Below are 13,034 nucleotides of genomic sequence, written 5' to 3' on the forward strand. Positions count from 1 at the left end.
CTGACCTAGAACAGAGCGCCCTTAAGGCCAGTTGGCAGCGCTGCGCGTACGCCGTACATTCAGTTTGCGTACAGGTCATCGAGTCTCTGAAGGAGCCCCCATGAGGACGGTTCTGATCTCCGGCGCCGGCATCGCCGGATCCGCGCTCGCGCACTTCCTTCGGGAGCGCGGCTACGCCCCCACGCTCGTCGAGCGGGCGCCGGGACCACGCAAGGGCGGGCAGGCGGTGGACATCCGCGGGGTCGCGCTCGACGTCGTCGACCGGATGGGCCTGCTGGAGCGGGCCCGCGCGGCGCGGACCCGGATGCGCGGCATGTCGGTGCTCGACGGCGACGGCAAGGAGATCCACCGCTCCACCGAGGCCACGTACAGCAGCGGCCGGCTGGACAGCGACGACATCGAGATCCTGCGCGAGGACCTGATCCGGATGCAGCACGAACTCCTGGGCGAGGAGACCGAGTTCGTCTACGGGGACAGCATCACCGGGCTGGACGAGACGGACGGCGGCGTCCGGGTCTCCTTCGAGCACGCGGCCGACCGCACCTTCGACCTGGTGGTGGGCGCCGACGGCCTGCACTCGGGGGTGCGGGCCCTGGCCTTCGGGCCCGAGGAGGAGTTCACACGGCACCTCGGCTCGCACTTGGCCATCTTCAGCGCGGACAACTTCCTCGGCCTGGACAACTGGCAGACGTGGGTCCGCGAGGGCCTCGCCGGGTACTGCGTCTACCCGGTGCGCGACAACACCGAGTTGAGGATCACGTTCGGCTACGAGTCGGAGCCGCTGAGCCGCGTGGACCGGGCCGTCGAGCGGCAGAAGAAGCTGATCGCCGACCGCATGTCCGTGCTGCGCTGGGAGACACCCCGGCTCCTGAAGGCGATGTGGGAGTCCACCGACTTCTACGGCGACGCGATGGCCCAGATCCACCTGGACAGCTGGTCGCGCGGCAGGACGGTGCTGCTCGGCGACGCGGGCTACTGCGCGTCGCCGCTCTCCGGCCAGGGCACGAGCCTCGCCCTGGTGGGCGCCCACGTCCTCGCCGACGCCCTCGGCCGCCACGGCGACGACCACCGCGCGGCCTTCGCCCGCTACGAGCGGCGGATGCGGCCCTTCGTCGCCCTCAACCAGGCACTGGCGACGGAGAATCCGGGCGGTCCCGCCGCCGAGGAGTCCGTCGAGCGGGCCAAGAACGCCATCGTCCTGGACGCGTGACGGGGCTCCGTACGCCGTGTCGAACTCGACGCGTGCGCGCAGGTGTTGCGACTCGTCAGCACATCGGCCGCCTGGGCGGAGCACCAGAGGGCGCGGCGCCTCTGATCCATGTCCCCCGAAGGCGGGGGGGCGGCCGACCCGGCGTACTCACCGGCGAGTCGGCCGCCCCCTCCCCTGGCCACGGATCGCTACGAGGCGTCCCGCACCGTTCCGGTGAGCTCCGGGCCGGGCTGCGGCTCCCAGTTCTGGTCATAGACGTAGAGCCGGCCCTTCACGGACTCCTCCGGCTCGCGCACGTCGTCCTTGACGGTGGGCACACGCAGTTCGGCGCTGGTCTCGCCCGCGGGCACGGTGACGAACAGGCCTTGGCCCTTCGCCATCTCGGACAGCGGCCGTTCGGGTCGGGGCTCGGCCCCGAACTCGTCCGCCAGCCAGCGCGGGTCCACGTCCAGCGTGGACAGTTCCCTGCCGCCGTCGACCGGCAGGAAGGAGAGGCCTGCCGAGATGTCGACGTCGACGGGCTCCGAGAGCTTCATCCGCCACTTCAGCGGCTTGCCCTCGGTGACGCGGCCTGCGACGGGTTCGAGGGTGATCTTCGGCATGGGGTCGTCGTTCTGCGCCGTCACGCCGCCCTGGTAGGCACCGACCACCGCGCCGCGCACCGCCTTGGCGAACGCGTCGTGCCGGACGTCGTAGCCGTAGCGGGTGTCGCCGCGCACCTCGACCCGCACGTCGATGTCGTGCGCCCCCGGCCGCACCGTCACCGTGCGCTGGGTGATCTCGTCCGTGCCGGGCTTCGGCGCGAACACCCGGACCGTGCCGCTGCCCTGGCCGGACACGTGCACCGGCACGCGGTAGGTGCGGACGCCGGAGTCCCCTTCCTTGACGGTCAACCGCCCGATGTCGACCCGCGGCATCGGGGCGGGCTTCACCTCGGGGGTGCCGGGGCGCCAGCCGTACGCGTCGACCAGCCACGCCTTGCCGGAGCGGGTGCGCGGGGTCAGCTCCAGGGTCTTCACCTGTTTGAGGTCCACCTTCGCCCGCGCCTCGGCCGACAGCGGCACGCGCACCTCGCGGCCCCAGTAGGAGGCCGTGTTGGCGCTGCCCGGCAGTCCGTCGACACGGACCCGGCCGAGCTTCGCCCGGTGTCCCCGGGCGTCGACCACGGACACGTCCAGCTCGGTCCCGGTGGTGTTGGGCGGCACGATCACCCGCAGCGCCAGGTTCTTCGCGCCCGCGAGGGAGATCGGGCGCTCGGGGCTCACCCGCGCCGGGGAGCCCGCCCGCGACCAGCGCATCGCCACCGCGTCACGGCCGGGCTCGGGCGAGATCTCGCCCGTCATGGTCCGCCACGGAGCGAAGTGCGGTGACGCCCCCGCGGTCGCGGACGGCAGACACGCACGAGCGTCGTCGTTGTCCACCTGGGCACACAGCCGCCCGCCCGTGACCTTGGTCGAGGCACCGGGCACCAGGGCCCCCGAGCGGTGCGCGCCGACGGCGTGGGTCAGCACCTGCGCGGGGTCCGCGGAGGGGGCGCGGCGGCCGGAGCCGTCGAGGAGGGGGCGCACCCGGTCGTCGCCCGCGAGGAACAGCCGGGCCGAAGCGGCTATGTACGTGGCTCCGGCGACCTGCTGCTGACGGGCGGTCAGCCGGGGCGCGGCGCCCTTCGAGCACACCGGGTCCCCCGCCTCCTGGAAGTCGTCCTCCGCGGGGGCGGTCGCCTGCCCCGGGGTCCACTCGCTGTTGAAGTAGTTGTGGTTGGCGCCGACCATGTACACCGCGCTGTGCAGGGCAGTGCCGCGTCCGACTCCGCGGGTGCCGTCGACGAAGATCTCGCCCTGGAGGTCGGAGACGTCGCCGTCGCAGCCCGGCAGGATCGTCGTGGACGGCACGTCCGGGGTCGGGTTCTGCCCGAAGATCGTGGGGCCTATGAGCACGTTGCCGCGTATCTTCCAGCGCACTGGGCCGGGGTGGGCGTCCTGGTCGGCGGGCGGCGGGTACCGGCTGTCGAGCGCGGCCCTGTTCACGCCCTCGCCGCCTCGTGAGTGACCGACGAGGAGTACGCGGGACAGGTCCGCGGGAGCGACGGCGCGCACCGCCGCCGGGGCGGAGGACGGCTTCTTGACCCAGTCCGCCCAGCGGGCGAGGTGCAGCCGGACCAGCGAGGACCTGGCTTGCGCCCCCGCATCCTCGGCGAGGTGGTCCTGGCCGTTGATGCCGTTGGCCGCGACGGAGATCGTGACGTATCCCTGGGAGGCCAGGAGCTTCTGGGCGCGCAGATAGCCCTGGTGGCTCGGTATCGGCTTCGTGCCGGGTCCGCAGGGCCAGCTCATGTCCCGCGGGTCGCCGCCGTAGCAGGTGGCGTGGCGGCCGTGCAGGAAGAGCGCCACCGGCCGCTTGCCGGGCGCGTCGGCGGGGCCGACCACGTTGGCGACCATCTCCACCGGCTCCGGATAGCCGGGCAGGCGCACCGACTTGAGCGTGTACTCACCGGTGACGGTGCGGTAGCGGCCCGGCTTCCCGGGGTCGACCTCGTTCGCGGCGGGTGGCGTCGCGGGCCGCACGGGCGACGCAGGCCGCGGCCTGCGCGACTCCTCCTCGATCCCGGCCTCGTCCAGGCGGCGCCCGGCGGCGAGGACCTTCAGCTCCTTCGCGGGGCCGATGCGCGCGCCGTGCAGCGGCAGGCGGAACGATTGGTGGCCCTGCGCGGCCACGGGCCTGCCGAGCAGCTTGTCACCGGCGTAGAACTCGACCCGGGCGTCTCCCACGGGCACCGGCTCGCGTGCGGTCCAGACGAGCTCCTTGCCCAGGCCTCGGCCGGTGAGTCGCCAGCCTTCCGGCAGGTCGGTGCCGTCGCTGGCGGGCGGCGCCGGGGACTGCGGTGGCGGTGCGGGCGGCGGGGCGTCGACGGCGTGTGCCGCGCCCGGCGACACCGCCGCGAGCGCCAGTGCCGCCAGCACCGTGGTCGCCGCTCTTGAGACACGTCTCAAAGGGTTCCTCCTCGTCATCACGCGCATCAGGGGAACCAGTCGAACTCAGGTGCCCCTCTTGCCCCATGAGGACGTACGCAAGTGATCACCCGTTGCCTGGCGCCAGGCGCGGCGCGGCCGAAAGTGAGCGCGGAGGACGGGGCGAGCCGTGTCCGGACACCGGCACGATCTCCCCGCCCCTCGTGCGTCCAGGGCGAGTTGACCGCTCCCTGGAGGCGCCGGTGGACATCGCGGCCAGGTCCGAACTTGTCGCGGAACCGACGGGCTCCACCGCGGCCCGCGACGGCGTGCGCGCGGCTTCCCGACGGTTCAGGACTGTGCGTGATCGCGCCCGGGCGCCTCTGGCGGTTCCCACGCCTCTCCGAGGGCGCCGGACCGCGCCCGCGGTGACGTGTTCGCGGCCGCCCGGCGCAGCGCCCCGCGGCAGGCCACGATCGCGGGATGCGTGCTCCGGCCCGCGCGCACCGCGGTGAACAGACGGCGGAAGCCCCGGTCCCGCGGCAACCCGCCCAGTTCCACGGCGGGTTCGCGGTCGATCCACACCAGGTCGGGGAGCAGGGCGACCGCGTGGCCGAGCTCCACCAGGCGCAGGTGGAGCAGGAGGTCGGTGGACTCGAACCGCACGTCGGGCTCGAACCCGGCCGAGCGGCACAGCGTCGTCGCCCACCGCCGGGCCGCGCTGCCCTCCGGTTCCATGACCCAGGCGTGCTCGGCGTACGCGCGCAGCGCCGCCTCGGGGTCCTTCGTACCGTGCGGGACGGCCCGGCCCGGGGGCATGGGGGCCGCGAGGCGCAAGGGGTCGTCGCAGAGGTCCTCCTGGTGGAGCTCCGCGGGGCGCGGGTCGGGATCGCCGGGGTACTCCTCGGCGATCACCAGGTCGAAGTCGCGGGCCAGCAGGGCGGGCAGCGAGTCCTCGGGCTCGGCCTGCGTCACATGGACGCGCAGCGCGGGGTGCGCCTCGCGCAGCAGGGTCAGCGCGGTCGGCACCAGGGCGAGGGCGGCGGTCTGGAACGAGGCGACGCGCAGCGTTCCCGAGAGGCCGGAGAGCGAGGTGGCGATGTCCGCCTCGGCGCGCTCCAGCCGTTCCAGGACCGCTTCGGTGTGCGCGACGAGGATCTCGGCCTGCGGCGTCAGGCGCACACGCCGCCCGACGGGTTCGAGGAGGGGGACGCCGACCTCCGTCTCCAGCTGCGAGAGCTGCTGGGAGATGGTCGAGGGGCTGTAGGACAGGGCGGTCGCGACGGCGGCGAGGGTGCCGCGGTGCTTCAACTCGCGCAGCAGCCTCAGCCGGTGCAGATCGAACATCCGCGCCCCCACTCGTCCGACACCGACACCGACACCCACGCCCCCGAACCATCGATTTCTCTGATCATTATGCGTGGGAAACATGTGCTGGACCGAAGGGAGACCGGACAGCACGCTGGTCCCGTGATGGATCGACAGACCGACACCGCGACCGGAACCCCTTCCTCCTTTCCCTGGTACGCGCGCCCGGACGCACGGGCCTGGACCTGCGACCCGCCCCCGCAGGACGCCCACCGCTTCCACACCTCGCTGCCCGGCTACACCCCGACGGCACTCCATGAACTTCCCGCCCTCGCCCGCGAGTTCGACGTGGGGCGCGTCTTCGCCAAGGACGAGTCGACACGGCTCGGCCTGCCCGCCTTCAAGGCGCTCGGCGCGTCCTGGGCGATCGACCGGATCCTCGCCGGCCTCACACACGGCACGTCTCCCGGCGAGGGAGCCCCGCGGCTGGTCACCGCCACGGACGGCAACCACGGACGGGCCGTGGCGCGCCTCGCGCGGCAGTTCGGCGGGCACGCGCACGTCTTCGTCCCCGACGGCGTGCACCCCGCGGCCGTGGCCGCGATCAAGAGCGAGGGCGCCGAGGTGACGGCCGTCGCCGGGTCGTACGACGCGGCGGTGCGGGAGGCGTCGGCGGCGGCCGAGGCACCGGGTTCGGTGCTCGTCCAGGACATGGCGTGGGACGGGTACGAGGAGATCCCGTCGCTGATCGTCGAGGGGTACGCGACCCTGTTCGCCGAGATCGACGCCCAACTGGGCGCCGCGGGCGCCCCGTCGCCCTCCCTGGTCGCCGTACCGGTCGGGGTCGGGTCGCTCGCCCAGGCCGCCGTGACGCACTACCGCAGCCGGCCCACGCCACGGAGGGACACCGATGCGACGGCGTCCGCACTGCTCTCCGTGGAGCCCGTGGTGGCCGCCGGCGTACTGACCAGCCTCCGCGCGGGCCGGCTCACCGGCGTGCCGACCGGCGTCACCACCATGGCCGGGCTGAACTGCGGCACCCCGTCCGCGCTCGCCTGGCCCGTGCTGCGGGACGGCCTGGACGCGGCGGTCGCCGTCACCGACGAGTCCGCAGCGGCGGCCGCGCGCGACCTGGCCGGTCTGGGACTCTCGTCGGGGCCGTGCGGCGCCGCATCACTGGCCGGGGCACGGGCCGCCCTCACCGGCGAAGGTGCCGCCGAACGCCGTGCCGCCCTGGGCGTCGGGCCCGCCTCGACGGTCGTCCTGGTCAGCACCGAGGGCACGGCCGCCAACCCGCAGGCCCAGACGGTGGATCCGGCTGACCGATGAGCATCGGTGAGCATCCGTCCGTGGCGGGGTGCCGCCCTCCGAAGCGATGATTTCCGGTCGATGCAGATCGTCGAAATAAGAACCAATTTCTCATCAGTGCAGGTCAGGAGTTAGTCCTCGGTTATACCAATGCCGCTTGTCCATATGCTGGACATGCGAGGGGGCCTCATCCCACCACTCCTGAGCTGCCCGAACGACCGTACGGTCACCGTTCACCGGAGCGGCACATCCGGAAATCGACCATCCACATGGCGCTCACTCTCCGCACCGGCGAGACTCCTCACCGCAGTCACCACCCGCATCGAGCGAAGGAGAATCCACCATGCGTCGCACCCTCAAGGTCGTGGGAGCGGCCGCCGCGGCGGCCACCTGCGTCCTCGCCGCGACATCAGGCACCGCGCAGGCCGAGGCCCCGAACACGAAGAGCCTCTACGCGCCGTCCGCCCTGGTGCTCACGGTCGGCCAGGGCGAGGACGCCACATCCGCCTCGGTGGAGCGCGCCGTGACGCTGACCTGCGCGCCTCGCCCGTCCGGCAGCCACCCCGCGGCCGCTGCCGCGTGCGCCGAACTCCGCAAGGTGGACGGCCGGTTCGGGCAGCTGATCGCCACCGAGTCCACCGTCGCCTGCACCAAGGAGTGGCGTCCGGTGACAGTGGCCGTCGGCGGCGTGTGGAACGGCAGACACGTCAGCTGGTCGGCCACCTTCGGCAACCGGTGCGAACTCGATGCCGGTCTCGGGGAGGGTGCCGCACTCACCTTCTGACGGGATCACACCCTGAACCACACTCAGGGGAGTCCGGGTCACCTTTCGTGGGGGAAGGCGGCCAGGACGCGGGGCGGCCCCCGGTGTCGGACGGCACCGGGGGCCGTAGTGTGTCCGCCCCCGGTCCGAACAGCCTTCCGTGCGGGGCAGGTTCGGGATGTGCGGGCGGCTCGACGTCTACGGCGTGAGCTGAGACGTTCACGGCGTGAGCTGAGCCGCCGACCGTTCCACGGCCGACGCGTCGAGCCGCTTCAGGACCCGCTCGCGCAGCAGCTCGTACTCCTCGCGGCAGCGGCGGATCTCCGGCGGCCGCACCACGACCGTGCCCTCGGTCACGATCTCCTCGGGTGCGAACTGCTCGCGGGTGAGGTCGATCTCCACCCCTGCCCCCAGCCGGTTCCACCAGTGGTAGTCCGTGCGCACGCCGTCCACATGGACCTCGCCGCGCAGGAGATCGCCTCCCAGCAGGTCGTGCAGCACCAGGGCGGTGACGCCGCACTGGTCCCGCGCGGGATTGTCCGGTGACCAGATGTCCGTGGAGTCGGGCGGACAGGTGTCCGCGCCCCAACTGGCCCTCAGGGCCGCCTCGATGTCGCTCAGGAGCAGTGGTGTCATGCCGATCACTCTCGCAGCCGCCACTGACAATCACCCGTCGTCGCAGCTCGGGCCCTCGTCGGCAGCACGTACGACACCGTTTTCCACAGCCCGGTCGATCGCCTCGTCGCCGTACCCCGCCCCCTCCAGCACCTGTCGTGTGTCCGCCCCCGCGCCCCGCACCCGCGGCCGCACCCGCGCGGGTGTGCGCGACAGGGACACCGGCGAGGCCAGCCCGCGGTAGTCGCCGGCCTCGACGACCAGGCCGCGGTGGCGCACCTGGGGCGCGGTCAGGGCTTCGGCGACGTCGTGCACCGGCGATGCGGGGATGCCGCGGGCCGTGAGGAGCGCGGCGAGGTCCGCGCGCGGGTGCGCGGCGACGGCCTTCTCCAGGGCGGCCCGCAGCTCCCGCTGATGGCGCACGCGGTCCGGGTTGGTGCGAAAGCGCGGGTCGTCCGCGAGCTCCGGCACCCCCAGTACGTCCGTGAGCGCGCCGAACTGCCGGTCGTTGCCCACCGCGACGAACACCGGCCCGTCGGCCGCGGCGAAGGAGTCGTACGGCGCGATGGAGGGGTGCGCGGAGCCGGTGCGCCGCGGCACGCTGCCGTCCGCGAGCCAGGACGCCGAGTGCGGGTGGAGCAGGCTGATCGCGGTGTCCAGGAGGGTGCAGTCGACGAGTTGGCCCAGTCCGGAGCGCCGGCGTTCGTGCAGGGCGAGCAGGATGCCGGAGAAGGCGAGGATCCCGGTGACCTGGTCGACGACGGGCACGCCGACGCGCAGCGGCGGTCCTTCCGCCTCGCCGTTGACGCTCATCAGGCCGCCGTACGCCTGGAGCACCGCGTCGTAGCCGGGCTGGCCGCCGAGCGGTCCGTCGGTGCCGAAGCCGGTGACGCGGCAGTGGATGAGGGCGGGGAATCGGCTGCGCAACTCCTCGTCGGGGTAACCCCACTTGGCGAGCGTGCCCGACTTGAAGTTCTCCACGAGGACGTCGGTGTCGCGCAGCAGGGTGTCGAGGATCTCGCGCCCCTCGGGCACCGACAGGTCGACGACGACGTTCTTCTTGCCGCGGTTGAGGTTCCTGAAGTACGCGGAGGTGTCCGGCGCGACGAACGGCGGCCCCCAGCCCCGGGTCTCGTCACCTGCCGGCGGCTCGACCTTGATGACGTCGGCGCCGTGGTCGGCGAGCATCTGCGCACAGTAGGGGCCCGCGAGGACCCGGGACAGGTCCAGGACCCTGAGTCCGGCGAGGGCGCCACCGGCCGTGCCGGAAGCGCCGCGGGGTGTGCCGGACGCGGGCTGCGGATTCGTCATCGGTGCGACCTCATCAGTAGGACGTGGACTTCGTCGGCACGGCAGAGGACTTCGTCAGCAGGTCTGGTGGTTCAGGACGTCTAGTAGGACTTCGGCAGGCCGAGGACATGGCTGGACACGTAGGTGAGGACCATCTCCTGGCTGATCGGCGCGAGACGCAACAGCCGGGACTCCCGGAAGTACCGCTCCACATGGAACTCCTTGGCGTACCCCATCCCGCCGAGCGTCTGCACGGCCCGGTCCGCGGCCCGGTAACCGGCGTCCGCGCACAGCCACTTGGCCATGTTGGCCTCCTTGCCGCAGGGCAGCCCCCGGTCGTAGCGCCAGGCGGCGTTGCGGGCCATGAGCTCGGCGGCGTCGAGCCGGGTCGCGGCCTCGGCCAGCGGGAAGGCGATGCCCTGGTTCTGCCCGATGGGCCGGTCGAAGACGACACGCGCGCGTGCGTAGTCGGTAGCCCTGCGCAGCGCCGCCCTGCCGATGCCGAGGGCCTCGTGGGCGAGCAGGATCCGCTCGGGGTTGAGGCCGTCGAGCAGATACCGGAAGCCCTGCCCCTCCCGCCCCACCCGGCAGGCCGCGGGCACGCGCAGCCCGTCGATGAGCACTTCGTACGAGGCGACGGCGTTGCGGCCCATCTTCGGGATGGCCCTCAACCGCACGGCTTCGGAGTCGATGTCGACGAGGAACAGCGTCATGCCGTCGGTGGGACGCTCCGCGGAGCGCGGCGCCGTGCGGGCGATGAGGACCATCTTCTGGGAGTGACCCGCCTTGGTGATCCACACCTTGCGGCCGCTGATGACGTAGTCGTCCCCGTCGCGGCGGGCCACGGTGGAGATGCGGGTGGTGTCCGTACCCGCGTCGGGTTCGGTCACGCCGAAGCAGACGTGCAGCGAGCCGTCGGCGGCCCGCGGCAGGATCTCCTCGCGCAGCTCCGGACTGCCGTGCTTCACCAGGGTGTTGAGGCCGAAGATGGTCAGGTGCAGGGTGCTGCATCCGTTCATCCCCGCCCCGGACGCGGCGATCTCCTGGAGCAGCAGCGACGCCTCAAGAACGCCGAGCCCGCCCCCGCCGTACTCCTCGGGGATCGCCATGCCCAGCCAGCCGCCCTCGGCAAAGGCGTCGTAGAACTCCTGGGGAAACGCCGCCCGTTCGTCGTGGTCCGCCCAGTACGTGTCCGGGAAACGGGCGGCGAGATCGGCGACGGCGCGGCGGATGTCCTCCTGCTCCTCGGTCGGGGCGAAGTCCATGGATCACAGCCTCAGTTCGTATATACGATCGCCGAGTCGGATATACGGGAGGCTAGGAGTCGTAGGATCCGCCGGTCAAGGGCACGACCATGCAGAGGGAGAAGGGCCATGAGCGAGGGTGGGGCCCCCAGGGAGCACAGGACGGTGAGCCGGGTGACGGGCATCCTGGAGTGCGTCTCACGACGCGGCGGCGCCCGTGTGCAGGAGCTCGCCGATGTCCTCGACGCTCCCAAGTCGTCGGTGTTCGGCCTGGTCAAAGGCCTTGTCTCGACCGGGTATCTGGTCGAGGAGCAGGGCGTGTACCGTCTGGGCCCCGCCCTCGGGAGCCTCCTGCCGAGAACCTCGCCGGACCTCGCGCGCGCCGCGCTGCCCACGCTCGGGGCGCTGCGCGACCACTTCGGCGAAACCGCCATGCTCGGCACCGCCGTGGGCGATTCCCTGGTGTACGCGGCGGCCGCCGAGTCGCGCCAGCTGATCCGCTACTCAGCGCCGCTGCGCACCCGCCGCCCGCTGTACCCGCCGAGCGCGGGCAAGGTGCTGCTCGCCCACCGCCCGCAAGCCTGGCGCGACTCGTATCTGCGCACTCTGATCGGCGATCCGGTGGCGCTGGACGCGGCGCGGGCCGAGCTGGCCGAAGTCCGCGCCACGGGCGTGGCGTTCAACCGCGGCGAGACGCTCCCCGACGTGACGGCGGCGGCACGTCCGGTCCTGGTGGACGGGCGGCTGCGCGCGGTGATCGCGGTGGCGGGCCCCACCTCGCGCACCGCACCGAGGCTTCCCGGCATCGCGGACGCGCTCGTGGACGCGGTCCGCTCCGTCGCGGCGCGGCTCGGCGCGACGGAGCGGCAGGGCGCCCGAGAAGACCCGTGAGGAACCCGGCACAATGCGCCCATGATCCCCGCCGAGATACGAACGTCCCGCCTCGACCTCGTGCCGCTGCGCGTCGAGCACGCCGACGAGATGGCCCGGGTGCTCGGAGACCCGGCGCTGCACACCTTCGTCGGGGGCTCCCCCGACGACGTCGAGGCCCTGCGCGCCCGCTACCGCCGCATGCTCGCCGGGGCGCCCGACCCCGGCGTCTCCTGGTGCAACTGGGTCCTCCGCCTCCGTGAGGACGAGCGCCCGCGCCTGGTCGGGACGGTGCAGGCGACGATCGACGAGGAAGCCCGCCGCGCGGAGATCGCCTGGGTCGTCGGGACGCCCTGGCAGGGGCGCGGCTTCGCCTCCGAGGCGGCCCGCGGCCTGGTGGGCTGGCTGGCGGGACAGGACGTGCGCACGGTCGTCGCGCACGTCCGTCCCGACCACGGGGCGTCCGCCGCCGTCGCGAAGGCGGCCGGCCTCACCCCCACCGACACCGTCCAGGACGGCGAGATCCGCTGGGAGTCGACGGCTGGAGCCTGAGTCGGCTCAGTACGGCCGGTCGCCCGCGATGGCGACGCGCTCCGCGACCCGTCGGTGCGGGGCGTAGTCGTCGACGGCGTAGTGCTGCGTGGCGCGGTTGTCCCAGAAGGCGACGTCGCCCGCCTGCCAGTGGAACCGCACCTGGTACTCCGGGACATGGGCCTGCCGCACGAGGTGGGCGAGGAGGCGGTCGCTCTCCGCGCGTTCCATGCCGACGATGTGCGTCGTGAAGGAGGTGTTCACGAAGAGCGTCCGCCGCCCGGTCTCCGGGTGCGTGCGCACCACGGGGTGGCTGACGGGCGGGAAGCGGTCCTGGTGCGGGGCGAGTCGCTCGGGCCCGTAGAAGCGGGCGAAGCCGGGGATGAAGTCGTGCACGGCCCGCGCGCCGTCGATGCGCTCCTTGATGTCGTCGGAGAGGTTGTCGTAGGCGGCGGCCATGTCCGCCCACAGCGTGTCGCCGCCGAACGGCGGCACCTCGCGCAGCTGCAACACCGCGCCGAGCGCCGGGCGTTCGCGGAAGGTGACGTCCGCGTGCCAGACGTTCTCGTACGTGGGTGCCGCGCTGCCGCCCTTGTCGAAGCGGACGACGTCGTCGGCGGAGCCGCGCGCGAGCAGCGGGTTGGTCTCCAACTCGCCCCAGTTGAGGGCGAAGGCGCGCTGCTGCTCCGCGGTGATGCCCGCACCGCGGAAGAACAGCACCTTCCACTCCAGCAGGGCGCGGTTCAACTCCTCGCGCAGCGCGGGCGTCAGGGGCCTTGCGAGGTCGACGCCGCGGATCTCGGCGCCGATGAGGCGGCCCTGCGGCACGACGTCGACGTGTGCGTACGGACGCTCCTGCCAGTCGTCGGGCAGGCGGCGCAGGGTGCGGCGGCCTTCGTACATGCCGTCGGCGGGGACACGTGCTTCGCGCAGGGAAGCGGTGGAAG

11 protein-coding genes are annotated in these 13,034 nt (G+C 72.8%); 5 read left to right on the forward strand and 6 right to left on the reverse strand.

Annotation, left to right across the window (positions count from 1 at the left end; genetic code table 11):
- The first annotated feature begins 100 nt into the window (after positions 1-100).
- Positions 101-1,210: an FAD-dependent monooxygenase gene (locus ACZ4D5_RS13145; protein WP_467772436.1), complete on the forward strand. Its 1,110-nt coding sequence runs from the start codon at positions 101-103 to the stop codon at positions 1,208-1,210.
- Positions 1,211-1,398: 188 nt separating this feature from the next.
- On the opposite strand, the gene ACZ4D5_RS13150 is transcribed toward ACZ4D5_RS13145, so the two are convergent.
- Positions 1,399-4,200, reverse strand: coding sequence for an alpha/beta hydrolase (locus tag ACZ4D5_RS13150; protein WP_467772437.1), 2,802 nt, complete (start codon positions 4,198-4,200; stop codon positions 1,399-1,401).
- Positions 4,201-4,509: 309 nt separating this feature from the next.
- Positions 4,510-5,505 carry a LysR substrate-binding domain-containing protein gene (locus tag ACZ4D5_RS13155; RefSeq protein WP_467772438.1) on the reverse strand — a complete coding sequence of 332 codons (996 nt, stop codon included), beginning with the start codon at positions 5,503-5,505 and terminating at the stop codon, positions 4,510-4,512.
- A 126-nt stretch (positions 5,506-5,631) separates the two neighbouring features.
- Here ACZ4D5_RS13155 and ACZ4D5_RS13160 point away from each other — a divergent pair, with 126 nt between their 5' ends.
- Positions 5,632-6,795: a pyridoxal-phosphate dependent enzyme gene (locus ACZ4D5_RS13160; RefSeq protein ID WP_467772439.1), complete on the forward strand. Its 1,164-nt coding sequence runs from the start codon at positions 5,632-5,634 to the stop codon at positions 6,793-6,795.
- Positions 6,796-7,117: 322 nt separating this feature from the next.
- Positions 7,118-7,558, forward strand: coding sequence for a subtilase-type protease inhibitor (locus tag ACZ4D5_RS13165; protein WP_467772440.1), 441 nt, complete (start codon positions 7,118-7,120; stop codon positions 7,556-7,558).
- 198 nt (positions 7,559-7,756) lie between these two features.
- Here the strand turns inward: ACZ4D5_RS13165 and ACZ4D5_RS13170 are convergent, their stop codons facing one another.
- From ACZ4D5_RS13170 to ACZ4D5_RS13180, 3 genes are all read right to left on the reverse strand, one after another.
- Positions 7,757-8,173 carry a YunG family protein gene (locus ACZ4D5_RS13170; protein ID WP_467772441.1) on the reverse strand — a complete coding sequence of 139 codons (417 nt, stop codon included), beginning with the start codon at positions 8,171-8,173 and terminating at the stop codon, positions 7,757-7,759.
- A 30-nt stretch (positions 8,174-8,203) separates the two neighbouring features.
- Positions 8,204-9,463 carry a CaiB/BaiF CoA transferase family protein gene (locus tag ACZ4D5_RS13175; RefSeq protein ID WP_467772442.1) on the reverse strand — a complete coding sequence of 420 codons (1,260 nt, stop codon included), beginning with the start codon at positions 9,461-9,463 and terminating at the stop codon, positions 8,204-8,206.
- 80 nt (positions 9,464-9,543) lie between these two features.
- Positions 9,544-10,707 carry an acyl-CoA dehydrogenase family protein gene (locus tag ACZ4D5_RS13180; protein ID WP_467772443.1) on the reverse strand — a complete coding sequence of 388 codons (1,164 nt, stop codon included), beginning with the start codon at positions 10,705-10,707 and terminating at the stop codon, positions 9,544-9,546.
- Between the two features lie 108 nt (positions 10,708-10,815).
- On the opposite strand from ACZ4D5_RS13180, the gene ACZ4D5_RS13185 reads away from it, so the two are divergent.
- Positions 10,816-11,577: an IclR family transcriptional regulator gene (locus tag ACZ4D5_RS13185; RefSeq protein ID WP_467772444.1), complete on the forward strand. Its 762-nt coding sequence runs from the start codon at positions 10,816-10,818 to the stop codon at positions 11,575-11,577.
- A 21-nt stretch (positions 11,578-11,598) separates the two neighbouring features.
- Complete coding sequence (locus ACZ4D5_RS13190) at positions 11,599-12,108, forward strand: GNAT family N-acetyltransferase (RefSeq protein WP_467772445.1); 510 nt, start codon at positions 11,599-11,601, stop codon at positions 12,106-12,108.
- Between the two features lie 6 nt (positions 12,109-12,114).
- Here ACZ4D5_RS13190 and ACZ4D5_RS13195 read toward each other — a convergent pair whose 3' ends face one another.
- On the reverse strand, positions 12,115-12,990 hold the full coding sequence (locus ACZ4D5_RS13195; protein WP_467773016.1) for a TauD/TfdA dioxygenase family protein: 876 nt from the start codon (positions 12,988-12,990) through the stop codon (positions 12,115-12,117).
- Positions 12,991-13,034: the final 44 nt, after the last annotated feature.

It is taken from the genome of Streptomyces sp. NPDC025651 (assembly GCF_055558735.1).

What these genes read in the sequence shown, in the direction of transcription:
- ACZ4D5_RS13190 (WP_467772445.1), top strand. Translation starts at nt 11,599, where the DNA reads ATGATCCCCGCCGAGATACGAACGTCCCGCCTCGACCTCGTGCCGCTG.
- ACZ4D5_RS13195 (WP_467773016.1), bottom strand. Translation starts at nt 12,990, where the DNA reads ATGTACGAAGGCCGCCGCACCCTGCGCCGCCTGCCCGACGACTGGCAG.
- ACZ4D5_RS13170 (WP_467772441.1), bottom strand. Translation starts at nt 8,173, where the DNA reads ATGACACCACTGCTCCTGAGCGACATCGAGGCGGCCCTGAGGGCCAGT.
- ACZ4D5_RS13175 (WP_467772442.1), bottom strand. Translation starts at nt 9,463, where the DNA reads ATGACGAATCCGCAGCCCGCGTCCGGCACACCCCGCGGCGCTTCCGGC.
- ACZ4D5_RS13160 (WP_467772439.1), top strand. Translation starts at nt 5,632, where the DNA reads ATGGATCGACAGACCGACACCGCGACCGGAACCCCTTCCTCCTTTCCC.
- ACZ4D5_RS13145 (WP_467772436.1), top strand. Translation starts at nt 101, where the DNA reads ATGAGGACGGTTCTGATCTCCGGCGCCGGCATCGCCGGATCCGCGCTC.
- ACZ4D5_RS13165 (WP_467772440.1), top strand. Translation starts at nt 7,118, where the DNA reads ATGCGTCGCACCCTCAAGGTCGTGGGAGCGGCCGCCGCGGCGGCCACC.
- ACZ4D5_RS13185 (WP_467772444.1), top strand. Translation starts at nt 10,816, where the DNA reads ATGAGCGAGGGTGGGGCCCCCAGGGAGCACAGGACGGTGAGCCGGGTG.
- ACZ4D5_RS13180 (WP_467772443.1), bottom strand. Translation starts at nt 10,707, where the DNA reads ATGGACTTCGCCCCGACCGAGGAGCAGGAGGACATCCGCCGCGCCGTC.
- ACZ4D5_RS13155 (WP_467772438.1), bottom strand. Translation starts at nt 5,505, where the DNA reads ATGTTCGATCTGCACCGGCTGAGGCTGCTGCGCGAGTTGAAGCACCGC.